Origin of the sequence: Roseibium sediminicola (assembly GCF_023156505.1) — a bacterium.
GTDB classification, from domain to species: Bacteria; Pseudomonadota; Alphaproteobacteria; order Rhizobiales; family Stappiaceae; genus Roseibium; species Roseibium sediminicola.
Genome location: NZ_JALNMJ010000003.1, coordinates 48878 through 64030, shown reverse-complemented (window position 1 = coordinate 64030; position 15153 = coordinate 48878). Strand labels below are relative to the sequence as shown.

The following is a 15153-nucleotide window of genomic DNA, read 5'->3' as shown; positions in this document are numbered from 1 at the left end:
ACGGGAGACCAGCAAAACGGCTCAGCCGTTAACCATTTTCTTCTTGGCCAGGTCTGGACAAATTCAGACGTTTTGATTCAAATGGAAGTGATTCGGGGCGAGGCTTCGATGCGGCGGTTTTTAAGGCACACTTCCTATGGCGCGAGCACTGGCTGGCGACGCATCTGCGCGGCGCGGCAATAAGGAGTCGAACGTTGAGAATGGCGCAGGCGTAACCGGCCTGCCGCTGCGCTCGCTGGCCGGCTCCTTCCGCGACAGCCTGGCCCGTTCGGACGGCCTGATGCGGCGGGCCATACCAGGCCTCACCATTTTGTTCATTGTCGTCCTGGCCCTGTTCCGAGCCGGCGAACTTGCCGGCGATTTCACCAAGACCCAGGAACGCGCCGAAACAACCCTGAGCCTGATGGCCACCGTTGTTGCCAATGGCCTCACCGTTTCCGAAGAAAGCCTGCCACAGATCGGCTACCGGACCACGCTGAAACGCGTTCTGGCCGACAGCCTTCCAGCCGGCGCCACCAGTCAAGGCCGCATTTTCCTTGTCGCGGACGAGGCCGGAACAATCGTTGCCTCCGCGCCGATCCAGCCGTCCCTGGAGAGCCGGCCGATCAGCGACCTGCTCGGCCCGTCCCAGCCGCTGACCGTGTTCGGCGCCCGCGCCGGCGTCCTGCCGATCCCGGTGGATCTCGGCGACACCGACGGCGACACCCAGGCGCTGGCAACCGTGCACCATCTCGACGGCCGGCTTGGCATGGTCGCGGTGCTGCAGCCGCAAAACGCCATCTTCGCGGAATGGCGCGACGAGCTGTCCGCGAATGTGACCCTGTTTGTCGGCACATCCCTTGTCCTTCTGGCGGTGATCTACGGTTTCTTCAGCCAGGCAACGCGCGCCGAGGCCGCGGACGACATGTATGCCGCCACCCGCGGCCGCATCGACACTGCCCTCACCCATGGCCGCTGCGGCCTGTTCGACTGGGACCTCTCCCGGGGCCGGATGTTCTGGTCGTCTTCCCTTTATGAGCTGCTTGGCCGCGAGCCGAAGGACGACATCTTGAGCTTTGCCGATGTCGCCGACATCACCCATCCGGACGACATCGACCTTTTGGGCCTTGCCGAACATCTTCTGGAAAGCGGCGAAACGCTGGTCGACGAAACCTTCCGGATGCGCCATGCCGACGGCAGCTGGATCTGGCTTCGGGCACGCGGCGAAATCCAGTCCGAGAGCGGCCGAGCAGAACCGCACCTGATCGGCATCTGCATCGACATCACGGAGCAGCATGAGCTCGCCGAACAAAGCCGCATGGCCGATCTGCGCCTGCGCGACGCCATCGAAACGATTTCCGAAGCCTTTGTCCTGTGGAACGCCAAGAACGAACTGGTGATCTGTAATTCCAACTACCAGTCCCTGCACAGCCTGCCTAATGCCGTGATCCGCGCAGGCACGCCGTACCAGGACGTGATGGCCGCCGCCTGCAACGCGGAAATCGCACCGCAACCCGTCACCGTGCGCCAGCGCGGCGGCGCGCCCGAGGGCTCATACGAGGCGCAACTGGAGGACGGCCGCTGGCTGCAGATCTCCGAGCGCCGCACCAAGGATGGCGGCTTCGTTTCGGTCGGCACGGACATCACCGCGCTGAAGAAACACGAAGAGAAACTGATGGACTCGGAGAAGCGCCTCAAGGCGACCGTTTCCGACCTGCAGAAATCCCGCCAGACGCTCGAGGTCCAGGCCCGTCAGCTGGTAGAAATGGCCGACAAATACCAGGAAGAAAAGACCCGCGCCGAAGCCGCCAACAAGGCCAAGTCGGAGTTCCTGGCCAATATTTCCCATGAACTCAGAACGCCGCTCAACGCCATTATCGGCTTCTCCGACATCATGACCCAGGAAATGTTCGGCCCGCTCGGCACCAACCGTTACGCCGACTATTGCAAGGACATCTATTCCTCCGGCACCTATCTGCTCAACGTGATCAACGACATTCTCGACATGTCCAAGATCGAGGCCGGCCGGATGTCGATCGAGACCGAAGCGGTCAGTGCCGCCGCCGCCGCCGAAGATGCCGGCCGGATCGTTACTGGTGCCGCAACGGAGAAGAACATCACCGTGAATGCGTCGGTAGCAGAAACGCTGATGGTCCAGGCCGACAAGCGGGCCCTCAAGCAGATCCTGCTCAATCTGCTCGCGAATGCGGTGAAATTCACCCCCGACAACGGCACCGTCACGCTGACGGCGCAGCCGCGCGGCGACAAGCTGCGCTTCGAGGTCACCGATACCGGCATCGGCATTTCCGAGCGCGACATCGAGCGCCTGGCCAAGCCCTTCGTGCAGGTGGAGAACCAGTTCACCAAGACCCACCAGGGCTCGGGCCTGGGCCTCGCGATTGCCCGTTCCCTGGTCGAGCTGCATGGCGGCAAGCTGACGATTGCCTCGGAGGTCAAGAAGGGCACCACAGTGAGCTTCACGCTGCCTCTGGCCGAGACAGTCGCCCAGCGGCAAAGCGCCTAAGCCAGCGCCCCGCGGCATTGCCATTTCCAAGCGGACTTGTTCGACTGCCCGCGCAGCGGCCACCTTCGGCGTGCCGCTCGCAAACGGACTTCACTCCCTATAGTTGTTGCTATCCACAAGCGCACTCTGTTAGCGTTTTCGCCAGCCGCGGTTCCAGCAGTCGTACCGCGCCGGGAGGATGTTGCCATGTCCCAATACACGCTAACCCTGAACATCGACGCCCAGGACCTTAAATATATCAAGGCGGCACAACAGCGGATCACGCTCGGCAAGACAGTCGGTGGCGACCAGCCGAATGTCATCTGGCTGTCAATCGACCCGTTCCAGGCCAACATGGTACAATGGACAGACGACGTCTGGATCTATGCGTCAACGACCCAGGTCACCAGCGGCGCGTCCATTCTGAAACTGTCCGAGGTGCAGCCCGGCCCGGCCCTGGACGGCGGCTATTATCCGTTCACCGCCGCGGCGGTGTTCAACGATTTTGTCAGCGCCACGGATGTTCCCGCCGGCACCTATGCAGCCAACAACGACATGCCGGCCTCGAACTACCCCCTGCTGACATTCGGCCTATCCCAGTCCGCGCAGGTCAACGCGGTGCCCGTAACACGCAAGCCGATCTCCGCGCGGATGGTGCTCGCGACCCAGCGCATCTTCATGACGCCCAATGCCAATGTCTATGTCTGGCTGCAGAGCCAGTTCGCCAGTGAAACCATCATCACCAGCATCGTCGGCCGCCACACCATCGCCAGGTTCGGTGGCGGCGTAAACGACATTGCCCTGAAATACGATTTGGCCAGAGGCCTGTTTGTCCCGGACCCCTCCGCTTCAACCGCGCAAGAACTGGTGGACCATGTCGAACCATTGGTCGTCTGACATCCCCGTCAGGACCGGCGGTACCGCAACCTTCAGCTTCTTTCCAGCTCGCGCCTGAACGCCCGGTACAACGTGGCCCGGCTGACGCCGAACCGCCGGGCAGCAGCCGACTTGGACATGCCCTCGACCTCAATCGCGTGCCGCAACTGACCGATCTCGTCCGACAGAATTTTGTGCGGACGGCCGATCTGGCTGCCCCGCTCGCGGGCGGCCGCCATGCCCGCCTTGGTGCGTTCGGAAATCAGAGCCCGTTCGAACTCCGCAAGCGCGCCCATGATGTGAAAGATCAACACGCCGCCGGCCGATCCGGTGTTTATGGCTTCCGAGATCGAAAGCAGGCCGATATTGCGCCGGCCCAACATGGCAACAACGTCGATCAGGTGGGAAAGAGACCGGCCGAGCCTGTCGAGGCGCCAGATCACCAGGGTGTCTCCCGCCGCCAGCACGTCCATGGCTTCGTCAAGCCCCGGACGATTGCGCACCGCGCCGGATTGGCCTTCATCCGTAAACACCCTGTCGCAGCCTGCTTCCGAGAGGGCCTTCAACTGCATTTCGATATTCTGATCGGCAGTCGAGACCCTCGCATACCCAACCTTCATGTCACCGAGCCCCACCCCAGATCGTCCTAACGCCACACTCCAAGACTGCAATCTTCAACCGGCTCAGATCAAAAAATTCGAACGTTTTCAAAGCTGTATCATAAGGGTTCCATTTTGATCACGCTTTTAAGTTGCTGTCAACAAGTTACACACCCATCAATTAGACAACCCTAAATTGTCAAACCTGCAGAACCCCGTTCTTTTTCGCTTTTCGCGCAAAATACCCTCAAACGTAATTTGCCAGAAACCATAAAATTCAAAGGCGCCCTCTACGTTAGCTTTGAAAAACAGACGCGTTATAAACAAGTAGATTTGAGTTTTCTCTCGGCCTTATGACCCGTTTTTCTTTTGCGGTGTCTGCCGCGATTTTTTCGCTTGTCCGAATAGGAACGCTTTCGGAACGCAAACGGCGCTCGAAAGCATCCACCTTTCAAGTCCTGCGATGGGAGGAATTCGGAATGCCTGACTTCACATTGACATTGAATATCGACCCCGAAACTTTGAAGATTATCAAGGCGGCGCAGCAGCGGATCACGCTTGCCAAGCCGGTGGGAAGCGGCGACCCGAATGTGGTCTGGCTGTCGATCGATCCGTTCCAGTCCACCACCGTCGAGTGGACCGAGGACTATTGGATCTACGCGTCGACAACCCAGATTGTCGAAGGAGCCTCCATTTCGAAACTGTCGGAAGTAACGCCGGGTCCCGCCCTGGACGCCGGTTATTATCCCTTCACGTCCGCGGCCGTTTTCAACGAATTCGTGAAAACCAATGAAATCCCGCGCGGCACATATGCCGCCAACAACGACATGCCGGCATCGAGCTATCCGTTCCTTACCTTCGGCCTGTCACAATCCGCTCTGGTCAACAAGAAGATCGCCGAACGCAAGCCGATCTCCGCTCAGCTTGTCCTGCCCACCCAGCAGAGCAAAATGACGCCGTTCACCAATGTCTATATCTGGCTGCAGAGCCAGTTCTCCAGTGAGACCATCATCACCAAGATCACCGGCAAGTCCGCCGTGGCCAAATTCGGCGGCGGTGTGAACGAAATCACCATGGCCTACGATCTCGACCGGGGTGTTTTCGTCCCGGAAAACAACGCTCTTGTCGACGAAGGCATTGTCGAACTGCGCACGCCGCTTCTGAGCTAAGTGCTCCACGGCTTCCCGGGTCAACTCGGGAAGCCCCGTTCAGAAATCCATCTCACTTGAACTGGCCGCCCGGCGCTTGCTGCCCTGCAGGCAGCCGCGCTTGCGGCCGGGAGGACCAGCATGCGTAGTCTTTCAAACCGCTGGCTTTGCGCCACGCTTGCCACAGGCATTTTTGCCGTCGGTGCATCGGCCGCACAGGCCCAGACGCTGATCATCGAAGACGTCACCAATTCCGCAGCACAATCCCTCGCCCTGCCCTTGAGCGCGCAGGAAATTGAAGACGCCGTTCCCCTGCCCGAGGAAGAAGTGACCCCACAGGAACTCGAGCAGATGCGGGAGCGGTTCCGTCAACTCAATCCGGACACGCTCGACACCGAACAGAAACGCTCGGACGTCGAACCGGACACCTTCGGCGTGCCCGAAAAGGTGGCGGCTCCGGCCGCAAACAGCCCCTATTGGAGCACCGGCCGGCTTTTGTTTCGGAAATCCGACGGCAAAACCTATCGCTGTTCGGCGCAATATGTCAGCGACCTCAAGGTCATTCTCACGGCCGCTCACTGCCTTTACGATCGCTCGGCCGGTGCCTTCAACACAGACTTCGTGTTTCAACGCGCCTATAACGAGGGCGCCACCGCCCAGACCGTCGGCTGGCGCTGCGCCTCGGTCTATGCACAGTACCACTCGCCTTCTGTGAACTATGCCTACGACTACGGATTTCTGCTTGCGGACAAGAACGACGAGCGGGCACCTCTGGAATTGCAGACAGGCGCTCCCGCCAACACCGCGCTCGCCGCCATCGGCTATCCGCAGAACTTCGGCGCCGGCCAGGCTCTCTACAAGGTCGACGGTCGATGGGCGAGCGTCTCCGGCGGGATCGTGACCATGTCCGGCAACCCGATGCGCTCGGGCAACAGCGGCGGCGCCTGGTTCACGGAGTTTGCCGTCGATGGCGGCTCGGGCACCAATCTGGTCGTCAGCCTGAACTCGCACCACATCACCGGCAACACCACCGATGAAAACGGTCCCTTGTTCACGTCCGACACCACTCGCCTGATGGAACATGTCCGCGACGGCGGCTGCCTGAACTGACGCAAGATAAACGCTGACCGGCGGCGGCCTTGGCCCTTTCCAGGCCGCCGTCTTCCATTTCGGCAGGTGAGAGGATCAGAAGATGGTTAGGCGCCGTCGACAGCCTCGACCGCACCAACCAACCGCACGAAGGTTTCCCGCACCCTGACCTGCAAATCCGCCAATTCTGCCTCTAGCCGGGAGAAGGTCGGGCTGCCGGAGGCCTGGACCAGCAGGTCGAGCACGCCGCCCGGCGCGTCCGCCGGAACGAATTTGCCGGTGAGCGTCAGACGCAGCACCTGGGTCAGGCGGTGGTAAAGCCGCAGCGCTTCCAAAAGCAGCTCGGCATCGTCCTGGGCGAGAAACCCTACATCGCGTGCAAGTTCCAGCGCCTGTTCGGTGCCCTGTGCCAGGATCGCGGAGTTTTCATGGGCGTTGGCAAGCTGGAGGAACTGCGCCAGAAACTCGATATCCACCAACCCGCCGGGGATCTGTTTCAGATCCCAGATGTCCTTGGTGCCTTTTTCCTTTTCGATGCGGGCACGCATGGAGCGGACATCGTCGGCCAGCTTTTCCGTGTCGCGCGGCTGCACCAGCGTTCCGCAAATGCTGTCGAAGATCTTCTGCTTGAACTCCGGCGAGGTCGATGCAATCACCCGCGCCCTTGTGAGCGCCATGTGCTCCCAGGTCCAGGCTTCCTTTTTCTGATAGGCGATGAAGCCGTCCAGATTGGTCGCCAGCGGCCCTGCGTTGCCGGACGGGCGCAGGCGAAAATCGACCTCGTAGAGCGAGCCTTCCGCCGTCGGAGCGCTGAGCGCTGTCACCAGGCGCTGGGTCAGACGGGTGTAATACTGGGTGATCGCCAGCGGCCGCCCGCCGTCGGACTGCTTGACGTCTTCGGGAGCCTCATAAAGCAGGATCAGATCCAGATCGGAAGCGGCGGTCATTTCCCGGCCGCCGAGTTTACCCATGGCCAGGACGGCAACATTGCCGCCCGGCACCATGCCGTGGCTTTCCGCCACGTGGACAATGACCTGTTTCAGGATCCGGTCGACCACCACTTCGGCCAGGCGCGCCAGGGCAAAGCCGACCCGGTCGGCCGACAGCGTGTCGGAAATCAGCCGAAGCCCGATCAGAAACTGCTGTTCCTGGGCAAAGATCCTCGCCCGGTCGAGCGCTTCTTCATAGAAGCGGGCCTGCGACAGCGTGCGGTCCAGTCCCTGGCGGAATTCCTCGACACTCGGCATGGCCCCGAAAAATGCCGGGTCCAGAACAGCGTCGAGCACATGCACGCGCTTGGAGACCGTTTCCGCCATGCGCGGCGCGGCGCCCATTGTCGTTGCCAGCAGGGTCAGAAGCTGCGGATTGGACTTGAGCAGCGAGAACAGCTGAACTCCGGCTGGGAGCTTGGCCAGAAAACTGTCGAAGGCACGCAGTGCCGCATCGGCATTGTCAGTGGCCGCGAGGGCACCGATCAGCACCGGATGCATTTCCGTCAGGCGCTCGCGCGCCTTGGTGGACCGTGTGCTGGCATAGCGGCCGAAGTGCCAGGACTTGACGATCGCGGCTGCTTCCGAGGGTTGCTTGAAGCCGAGGCCGGCAAGTGTCTCGAGCGTGCCCGGGTCGTGATCGTCCCCGGTGAACACCAGATTGCCCAGTTCGGACGAAAGGCCCGGCTCGTCTTCGAAGAGTTCGGCATAGTGGTGCTGAACCTTGCGCAAGTGGTCGAGCAGCACGGCCTCGAAATCCGCCAGGCCGTCAAAGCCCATCAGCGCCGCAACCCGGGTCAGGCCTTCCCTGTCCTTGGGCAGGAGTTGGGTCTGTTCGTCGTTGAGCATCTGGATGCGGTGTTCGACGTCACGCAGGAACCGGTAGGCCGCGGCCATTTCGTCCCTTGTACGTGGCCGAATCCAGTCGGCATCGCAGAGCGCGTCGAGCATGTCGAGCGTGCGCCGGCCGCGCAGGACCGGATTGCGACCGCCCGCGATCAATTGCTGGGTCTGGACAAAGAACTCGACTTCCCGAATGCCGCCGCGGCCCAGTTTCACGTTGTGGCCGGCGACCGCGATGGTGCCGTGCCCCTTGTGCATGTGGATCTGCCGCTTGATCGACTGCACGTCGGAAATGGCCGCGAAATCCAGATATTTGCGCCAGATGAAGGGCACGATTTCGCGAAGGAAAGCTTCGCCTGCGGCAATATCACCGGCGCAAGGCCGCGCCTTGATCAGCGCCGCGCGTTCCCAATTCTGGCCGAGGGATTCGTAATAGACCAAAGCTGCGGGCACCGACATGGCAAGCGGCGTCGCGCCCGGGTCCGGCCGCAAACGCAGATCGGTGCGGAAGACATAGCCGTCCGCCGTCCGGTCCTGCATGATCTTGACCAGCCGCCGCGTCAGGCGGACGAATTCCACCGGCGCTTCCGCGCCGCCTGCCATCGGAGCGATCATCGGGTCGTAAAGGACGATCAGATCGATGTCGGACGAATAATTGAGTTCGTTGGCGCCGTGCTTGCCCATGGCCAGCACGATCAGGCCACTGTTTTCTTCCGGCTTTTCGGGATCAACAGGCGTGAACTTGTTCCGGCGGGCAAGGTCCGACAGGCAGAACCGGATCGCAGCCGTCAGGGCCGCATCGGCAAAGCCGGCCAGCGCATTGGTCACCCGGTTCAAGCCGATGGCACCGGAGATGTCCGCCAGACCCAGGGTCAGCGCCAGATCGTGTTTCAGAAGCCTGAGGGCCCGCATGATGCCGGCCTCGTCTTCGGCCCTCGCCTCGCGAGCTTCTTCCAGGATCCGCGCGAGCCTGGTCTCCGGGGCGTCCTGCAACAGGCTGAGAAGCCGCACCGGATCGGCCAGCATCAGCTCGCGCAGATAGGGCGAATTACCGATGATACCGGCCAGGAACCCTTCCAGGTCCGGCTTTTTCGCCAGCAACGTCTTCAGATCGCCGCCTGCCTCGGGATTGTCGAGAAGATCTTTTAGGAACAGGTTGGCTCGGTCCAGGTCCGGTGTGACAGGAACAACCGCGATCCGGTCGGCAAGACTGCCGGCACCGCCATCAGGACTGTTCTGGCTCTCCGGATGTGCCGCCTTCTTCATGCCCGCTCCTGTTATTGTCCGGTCCGACCGGTTTGAGATCGATGCGGGCACTAAGTCCCGGTGTCTCATTCTTGAAGCGCAAGTCTCCCCCATGCAAGCGGGCAACCGCCTTGACCAGGCTCAATCCAAGTCCTGTTCCAGGTTCCGTACGGCTTTCCTCGAGGCGCACGAAGCGTTCCTTGACCCGGTCCTGATCCTTTTCCGGAATGCCTTGTCCGTTGTCGGTGACCGTCAGAGAAACACGGCCGCCTTCTTCCCGGCCGGTCAGCCGGATCAACAGGCCACCTGCTTCAGGTCGGCCATATTTGAGCGCGTTTTCTATAAGATTGACCAGAACCTGGCTGATCAGGTCCCGATTGCAGTCGGCGCGCAGGCCTGCTGGCAAGTCGGTTTCCATCCGGCCGCCTTCATCCTCCACAAGCGGCTCGTAAAGCTCGGCCACTTCGGCGACCAGCTTGCTGAGATCCGTCGGTTCCATGACCGAGCCCGGCGCCATCGATTCGATCCGGGCGATGCGCAAAAGGGCGTTGAAGACGCGCAGCAGCTGGTCGGATTCCTCGAGCGTCGCCTCAAGTGCTGCCCGGTAGCCGTCCTCGCCCTTGGCCTCACGCAGGGCTATCTCGGTCCTTGTCTGAAGGCGAGTCAGCGGGGTTTTCAGATCATGGGCGATGTTGTCGGTGACATCCTTCATCGACTGCATCAGAAGTTCGATCCGGTCGAGCATGGCGTTCAGGTTGACCGCGAGCCGGTCGAATTCGTCGTCGGTGCCGACAACGGAAAGGCGTCCGGAAAGATCCCCTTGCATGATCGTACGGCTGGTGGCCGACATCTCGTCGATGCGCTTCATCACCCGCCGGCTGACGAAGAGCCAGGTGATCGCGGCCATGACCACCACGACGATCAACCACAGGCGCAGGGCGTTGCCGAGCAGGTTGGAAAAACGCAGCTGATCGCCGAGATCCCGGCCGACCAGCAGGCGAAAGCCGCCACGCAGCTCGAAGGTGCGCACCATGGCCTGGCGTTCGACATCTTCCGAGTCCTGACCGAGGCGCGTATAGCGGACCCGGCGCAGGCCACCATCGGCCTCTTCCAGAACCGTGGTCGGCAGGCGCGCGATGTTGCCGACCAGGGCGTTGCCGGCGAAGTCGGTCAAAAGATAGAGACTGGCATCGGGATGACGGGACCGCCGGTCGATGGTTTCGACCAGATCGCGGACCCCGCCGCGCACATAGACGTCGGCGAGACCCTTCAATTCGGAATCGACGGACTGGACCACCTGCTCGGACATCAGATGGTCGGTGTTTTCCGACACATAGACGAGCAGAAACCCGGACATCACCGTGAAGACGGCAATGTAGAGCAGCGACAGCTTGAAGGCTGTCGTTCGTGTGAACCTAGTGAGCCGTGTCACGGATAGTGTATCCGGCTCCCCGGATCGTATGCAGCAACGGGGTCTCGAAGCCCTTGTCGATCTTGCCGCGCAGCCTTGAGATGTGCACGTCGATCACGTTGGTCTGCGGGTCGAAATGATACTCCCAGACATTTTCCAGGAGCATGGTGCGGGTCACCACCTGACCGGCATTCTGCATCAGATATTCCAGCAGGCGGAATTCGCGCGGCTGCAAGGGAATGTCGATCTCGCCGCGGCGGCAGGAATGGGCCATGCGATCCAGGGTCAGATCGCCGACCGTGAAGGTGGTCTCGACCTGGTTGGCAGATTTCGGCCGCCGGGCAAGGGCCTCGATGCGGGCCTGCAGTTCGGTGAAGGCGTAAGGCTTGGGCAGATAGTCGTCGCCGCCGGCCTTCAGGCCCTTGACCCGGTCATCGACCTGACCGAGCGCGGACAGGATCAGCACCGGCGTGTGATTGCCTTCACGGCGCAGTTCCTGGATGACGGACAGACCGTCGCGCCTTGGCAGCATGCGGTCGACAATGAGGATGTCGTAGTTGCCGTCCAGCGCCATTTGCAGGCCGCTGTCGCCGTCGCCGGCCTGATCCGCGGTATGACCGAGTTCGCTCAGGCCCTTGACCAGGTATCTGGCCGCTTCCGGATCGTCTTCGATGACAAGAATCTTCAACATGTAACCCTTTTACCTTGAGTTGCGCTCGAGGGCCAATCGACATTCCTGCAAGACTGAGCCAAACGGGGCTCAAATTTCGATGCCTGGCGATCCAAAAAAATGGCTGGCGGCGGCGATGGATGTGGGACGCCGCCGCCAGTCTTTTAAGGGTTGGGGCATAACCCTTTGTCTGTCCTTCGTGGAAGGCGGACAGAACCTTGGCGATGACCGGCCCGTCGGGGTTTGGGGGCAGAGGGCAGGCCGGTCACGCCGCACAGGAGCCGGCTCGTTGGAACCGGTACCTGATCAGGCCAGGTTCATGGGCAGAGCGACGAACCGGGTGGTGTTGTTGGTCTCGACCCGGAAGAGCACTGCCTTGCGGCCGTCTTTCTCGGCTTTTTCGAGCGCCTTCAGGACATCAGCGGGGCTGTTCACTTCCATACCGGCGACTTCCAGGATGACGTCGCCCGTGTTGAGGCGCTTTTCGGCCGCCGGGCTGTCCGGATCGATCTCGGCGATGACAACGCCGTTGCCTTCCATGCCGGCTTCCGCCTTGGTGGTCAGCACAAGGCCGAGATCATCGAGACTGGTCGTTTCTTCCGCCTGCTCCGGCTGGAGGGACGCGACCTGCTCCTGCTCCTGCAGGCGTCCGAGCGTTACATCGATGTCCTGCTTCTTGCCGTCGCGCCAGACGGTGACATCGACCGTGGTATCGGGTTCGAAGGCGGCGATGATCTTGGAAAGTTCACGCGGGCCTTCCACTTCCGTGCCGTTCACGGCCAGGATGGTGTCGCCTGAGCGCAGGCCAGCCTTCTGAGCCGGGCTGTTTTCCTGCGCTTCCGCGACGATGGCGCCGCGGGCCTCCTCAAGGCCAAGGCTCTCCGCGATGTCACTGGTGACGTTCTGGATTTGAACGCCCAGCCACCCGCGGACGACCGTGCCGTCATCCTTCAGTTCCATGATGACGTCCTGGGCGGTCGAGGCCGGGATCGCGAAGGCAATGCCGACATTGCCGCCCGACGGCGAGAAGATCGCCGCGTTCACGCCAATGACCTCGCCGCGCATGTTGAAGGCCGGACCGCCGGAATTACCGCGGTTGACCGGAGCGTCGATCTGAATGAAGTCGTCGTACGGACCCGCGCCGATGTCACGGCCGCGCGCAGAGACGATGCCGGCGGTCACGGAACCGCCAAGACCGAACGGGTTGCCGATGGCGACGGTCCACTCGCCGACTTCCGGTGCTTCCTTGGCGAAGTCGACATACGTGAAGTCCTTGTCGCTTTCGACCTTGAGCAGCGCGAGGTCGGTGCGCTTGTCAGCGCCGATCAGCGTGGCCTGGTATTCGTCGCCCTTCTGGTCGATGACGGTGAATTCGGTGCCCTTGTCGATCACGTGGTGATTGGTGACCACATAACCGTCTTCGGAAATGAAGAAGCCGGAGCCTTGCGACATGCCATATTGGCGCGGCTGACGGCGCTGCTCCTGGCCGTTGTCACCGCGGCCGCCGAAATCCCGGAAGAATTTCTGGAAGGGATGGCCGTCGGGCAGACCCTTGAAGAACTCGTCAAAGCCGTCCTTGCCGCCGAAATTCATCATGCGGGGTTCGGCCGCCTGTTTCACCTGAACGCTGACAACAGCGGGGCTGACGGTGCGCACCACATCCGAAAAGTCGGTCGGCGCCGCGGTATCGACGCGAACGGCGTCGGCAAAAGCCAACTGGCTGGGCACAATTGTCTGGGCAGTCATAAGCCCGGCGGCGCCAAGCGCAACAACTCCTGCCAGCAATTTGGCGCGGCGGGACCGCAAAGGAGAGACAGAGCGACGGTTTTCCATTTTTTCTTCCTCTATCGACTTTCGAACTGAAGGCCATGGTCGGGAACGCACGAAGGGACTCGCGTTCCAGGTTCGAGGATGAATCTAGGTGAGCGTGCCTTACAGGCGCCTGTCGGACAGATTAAGGATTTGTAAGATTGGGATAACGGAGCATCGCCCCGACCAGTTGGAGCCTGCGCCTGTTCAAGGGAACAGGGTCTGTTCGTCTCCAGACTGCCACCTGGGCCATTTGGCCATCACCGCCTGAAACCGGTCCGAGGTTTCGAACGCGGCCAGCCACCCCTTCAACGCACTCCAGTCCTGGCGGTCGAACCAGTCCCGGTCGGCGTTGGCGAACTGGCGCACGAAAGGCAGGATTGCAAAATCGGCAAGGCAGGCGCGCGAACCGAACAGCCAGGGGTGTTCGGCCAGGCGGCCATTGATCAGCCACAGAAACTCCGAAGCCCTGCCCCGCTCCGTGTCCTTGTCGGCATCGGCATAACGCGTATCGTATTTGTAGCGATCGAGATGTCGCTTGAAGGGACCGTCGCAGGTCCCGATCAGGTCAAGCACCTCCGCAAGCGTCCCCGCCTCCGGGAGAAGCCAGGCGTCGGGGTCGGATTTCTTCAGCGCCCACAGCATGATGTCGAGGCTCTCGTCGAGGACACTGCCCCCGTCTTTCAGACAGGGAACCGTTGCAGACGGCGAAGTCTCCAGAAACTCCGGCGCCTTGTCGCGCAACACGATCTCGCGCAGTTCCACTCTTTGTCCGCTTGCGGTAATCGCGAGCCTTGCGCGGATGGCATAGGGGCAGCGTCGAAAGGAATAGAGAATGGGCCTGTCAATCATACCAATCCCATGACGGATCTTGGCCGAGAGGTCAACTCCGCGGAATTCCGCCGTTCTGTTCAAAAATCCTGTCGATTTTCACAGGTTATAAAGGAATGTTGGAGAAAATTTTCCCGATAGGGACTTTCGATGACCGACGCGCTTCTCAAGCTTGCCAAAGACAGTTCAAAGAAGAAAAAACACGAGCTCGCCGAGCACGTGACCGGACTTCTTGTGGCCCGCGCCGAGGACACCGGTTCGGAAGAAACCAATCTCCTGAACAGCATGCTTGAAGGCGTCTACGATTCGCTTGAACATGAAGCGAAGCGCAAAATGTCGGAGCAGCTTGCCGACGTCCAATCGATGTCCTCAAAGCTCGCCGCGGCCATGGCCAGCGACGACCTGCCTGTCGCGCAGGCCATCTTGGAGCGCTCAAAGGCCCTCACGGAGGCCGATCTCAAGAAGATCGCCGAGACCAAGGATCAGGGCTATCTGCTGGCGCTCGCGAAGCGCGATCACGTCAGCAAGGATCTCAGCAGCATCCTGATCAAGCGCGGCAGCAAAGAAGTCAAACATGCGGTTGCAGCGAACCTCGGTGCCGAGATCACCATGCCGGTGTTCGAGAGCCTGGTCAAAGACATGCCGAAGCAGATGGGCGACCGGATCCGGCACCTGCGCAAGTCCAACGAGGAACTGATCGAGGACCTGTTCCGGGACGACGGTGAAATCGCCGCAGGCTCCGAACTCGTGCCAAAGCCCTCCAAGATCAGCCCCAAGGCTTGGCTGATGGGGATCAAGCTGGGCAAGACAACCTTGAACAAGGCGATCTACCAGCTCTCGCACGAGCACAATCTGCTCGATGCCGTCGGATTGCTCTCGGCGTCCTCCGGACTGGAAATGAAATACGTCCACAACCTCATGGTTCGCTACGATTCTACGGGGATCGCAGCCGTTTGCCGCGCCTGCGGCATCGGCGCGATGGAATTCCAGGCCGTCTGCAAGGAACGCTGCAAGCACCTGAAGTTTCCGGAAAGCACCGGCAGCAAATGGCTGACCAACTATCACATGCTGGATGACACCGACGCCCGCCGTCTGCTGACGCTGATGAAGATCAAACTGAAAGCAGCCAAACACGAAGAAGCCGCCTGAACCGTCGGAATG

11 protein-coding genes are annotated in these 15153 nt (G+C 61.2%); 5 read left to right on the top strand and 6 right to left on the bottom strand.

Annotated features, from left to right (window positions below; genetic code table 11):
- The first annotated feature begins 136 nt into the window (after window positions 1-136).
- Window positions 137-2503, top strand: a complete 2367-nt coding sequence (locus tag M0H32_RS05735) for a PAS domain-containing sensor histidine kinase (RefSeq protein WP_248151971.1) — start codon at window positions 137-139, stop codon at window positions 2501-2503.
- A 186-nt stretch (window positions 2504-2689) separates the two neighbouring features.
- Window positions 2690-3379: a hypothetical protein gene (locus tag M0H32_RS05730; protein ID WP_248151968.1), complete on the top strand. Its 690-nt coding sequence runs from the start codon at window positions 2690-2692 to the stop codon at window positions 3377-3379.
- A gap of 32 nt (window positions 3380-3411) precedes the next feature.
- Here the strand turns inward: M0H32_RS05730 and M0H32_RS05725 are convergent, their stop codons facing one another.
- Window positions 3412-3978: a recombinase family protein gene (locus M0H32_RS05725; RefSeq protein ID WP_248151966.1), complete on the bottom strand. Its 567-nt coding sequence runs from the start codon at window positions 3976-3978 to the stop codon at window positions 3412-3414.
- A 458-nt stretch (window positions 3979-4436) separates the two neighbouring features.
- On the opposite strand from M0H32_RS05725, the gene M0H32_RS05720 reads away from it, so the two are divergent.
- Together M0H32_RS05720 and M0H32_RS05715 are read left to right on the top strand one after the other, a co-directional pair.
- Complete coding sequence (locus tag M0H32_RS05720) at window positions 4437-5126, top strand: hypothetical protein (protein ID WP_248151963.1); 690 nt, start codon at window positions 4437-4439, stop codon at window positions 5124-5126.
- 120 nt (window positions 5127-5246) lie between these two features.
- Window positions 5247-6215, top strand: coding sequence for a trypsin-like serine peptidase (locus M0H32_RS05715; RefSeq protein WP_248151961.1), 969 nt, complete (start codon window positions 5247-5249; stop codon window positions 6213-6215).
- An 86-nt stretch (window positions 6216-6301) separates the two neighbouring features.
- Here the strand turns inward: M0H32_RS05715 and M0H32_RS05710 are convergent, their stop codons facing one another.
- The 5 genes from M0H32_RS05710 to M0H32_RS05690 form a co-directional block, all read right to left on the bottom strand.
- The gene (locus M0H32_RS05710) at window positions 6302-9292 is read right to left on the bottom strand and encodes a bifunctional [glutamine synthetase] adenylyltransferase/[glutamine synthetase]-adenylyl-L-tyrosine phosphorylase (protein WP_248151958.1); all 2991 of its coding nucleotides are present in this window, start codon (window positions 9290-9292) and stop codon (window positions 6302-6304) included.
- Window positions 9252-10703 carry a sensor histidine kinase gene (locus tag M0H32_RS05705; protein ID WP_248151956.1) on the bottom strand — a complete coding sequence of 484 codons (1452 nt, stop codon included), beginning with the start codon at window positions 10701-10703 and terminating at the stop codon, window positions 9252-9254. Before M0H32_RS05705 ends, M0H32_RS05710 begins: the two co-directional genes overlap by 41 nt.
- Window positions 10687-11373, bottom strand: coding sequence for a response regulator transcription factor (locus tag M0H32_RS05700; RefSeq protein ID WP_282449224.1), 687 nt, complete (start codon window positions 11371-11373; stop codon window positions 10687-10689). The genes M0H32_RS05705 and M0H32_RS05700 overlap by 17 nt, the downstream gene beginning before the upstream one ends.
- Before the next feature lie 285 nt (window positions 11374-11658).
- On the bottom strand, window positions 11659-13185 hold the full coding sequence (locus tag M0H32_RS05695) for a Do family serine endopeptidase (RefSeq protein ID WP_248151955.1): 1527 nt from the start codon (window positions 13183-13185) through the stop codon (window positions 11659-11661).
- 183 nt (window positions 13186-13368) lie between these two features.
- Window positions 13369-14013, bottom strand: a complete 645-nt coding sequence (locus tag M0H32_RS05690) for a glutathione S-transferase (RefSeq protein ID WP_248151949.1) — start codon at window positions 14011-14013, stop codon at window positions 13369-13371.
- Window positions 14014-14142: 129 nt separating this feature from the next.
- Between M0H32_RS05690 and M0H32_RS05685 the strand changes: the two genes are divergently transcribed.
- Window positions 14143-15141, top strand: coding sequence for a DUF2336 domain-containing protein (locus tag M0H32_RS05685; protein WP_248151946.1), 999 nt, complete (start codon window positions 14143-14145; stop codon window positions 15139-15141).
- The last annotated feature ends 12 nt before the right edge of the window (window positions 15142-15153 follow it).

What these genes read in the sequence shown, in the direction of transcription:
- M0H32_RS05720 (WP_248151963.1), top strand. Translation starts at nt 4,437, where the DNA reads ATGCCTGACTTCACATTGACATTGAATATCGACCCCGAAACTTTGAAG.
- M0H32_RS05685 (WP_248151946.1), top strand. Translation starts at nt 14,143, where the DNA reads ATGACCGACGCGCTTCTCAAGCTTGCCAAAGACAGTTCAAAGAAGAAA.
- M0H32_RS05700 (WP_282449224.1), bottom strand. Translation starts at nt 11,373, where the DNA reads ATGTTGAAGATTCTTGTCATCGAAGACGATCCGGAAGCGGCCAGATAC.
- M0H32_RS05725 (WP_248151966.1), bottom strand. Translation starts at nt 3,978, where the DNA reads ATGAAGGTTGGGTATGCGAGGGTCTCGACTGCCGATCAGAATATCGAA.
- M0H32_RS05710 (WP_248151958.1), bottom strand. Translation starts at nt 9,292, where the DNA reads ATGAAGAAGGCGGCACATCCGGAGAGCCAGAACAGTCCTGATGGCGGT.
- M0H32_RS05735 (WP_248151971.1), top strand. Translation starts at nt 137, where the DNA reads ATGGCGCGAGCACTGGCTGGCGACGCATCTGCGCGGCGCGGCAATAAG.
- M0H32_RS05690 (WP_248151949.1), bottom strand. Translation starts at nt 14,013, where the DNA reads ATGATTGACAGGCCCATTCTCTATTCCTTTCGACGCTGCCCCTATGCC.
- M0H32_RS05695 (WP_248151955.1), bottom strand. Translation starts at nt 13,185, where the DNA reads ATGGAAAACCGTCGCTCTGTCTCTCCTTTGCGGTCCCGCCGCGCCAAA.
- M0H32_RS05715 (WP_248151961.1), top strand. Translation starts at nt 5,247, where the DNA reads ATGCGTAGTCTTTCAAACCGCTGGCTTTGCGCCACGCTTGCCACAGGC.
- M0H32_RS05730 (WP_248151968.1), top strand. Translation starts at nt 2,690, where the DNA reads ATGTCCCAATACACGCTAACCCTGAACATCGACGCCCAGGACCTTAAA.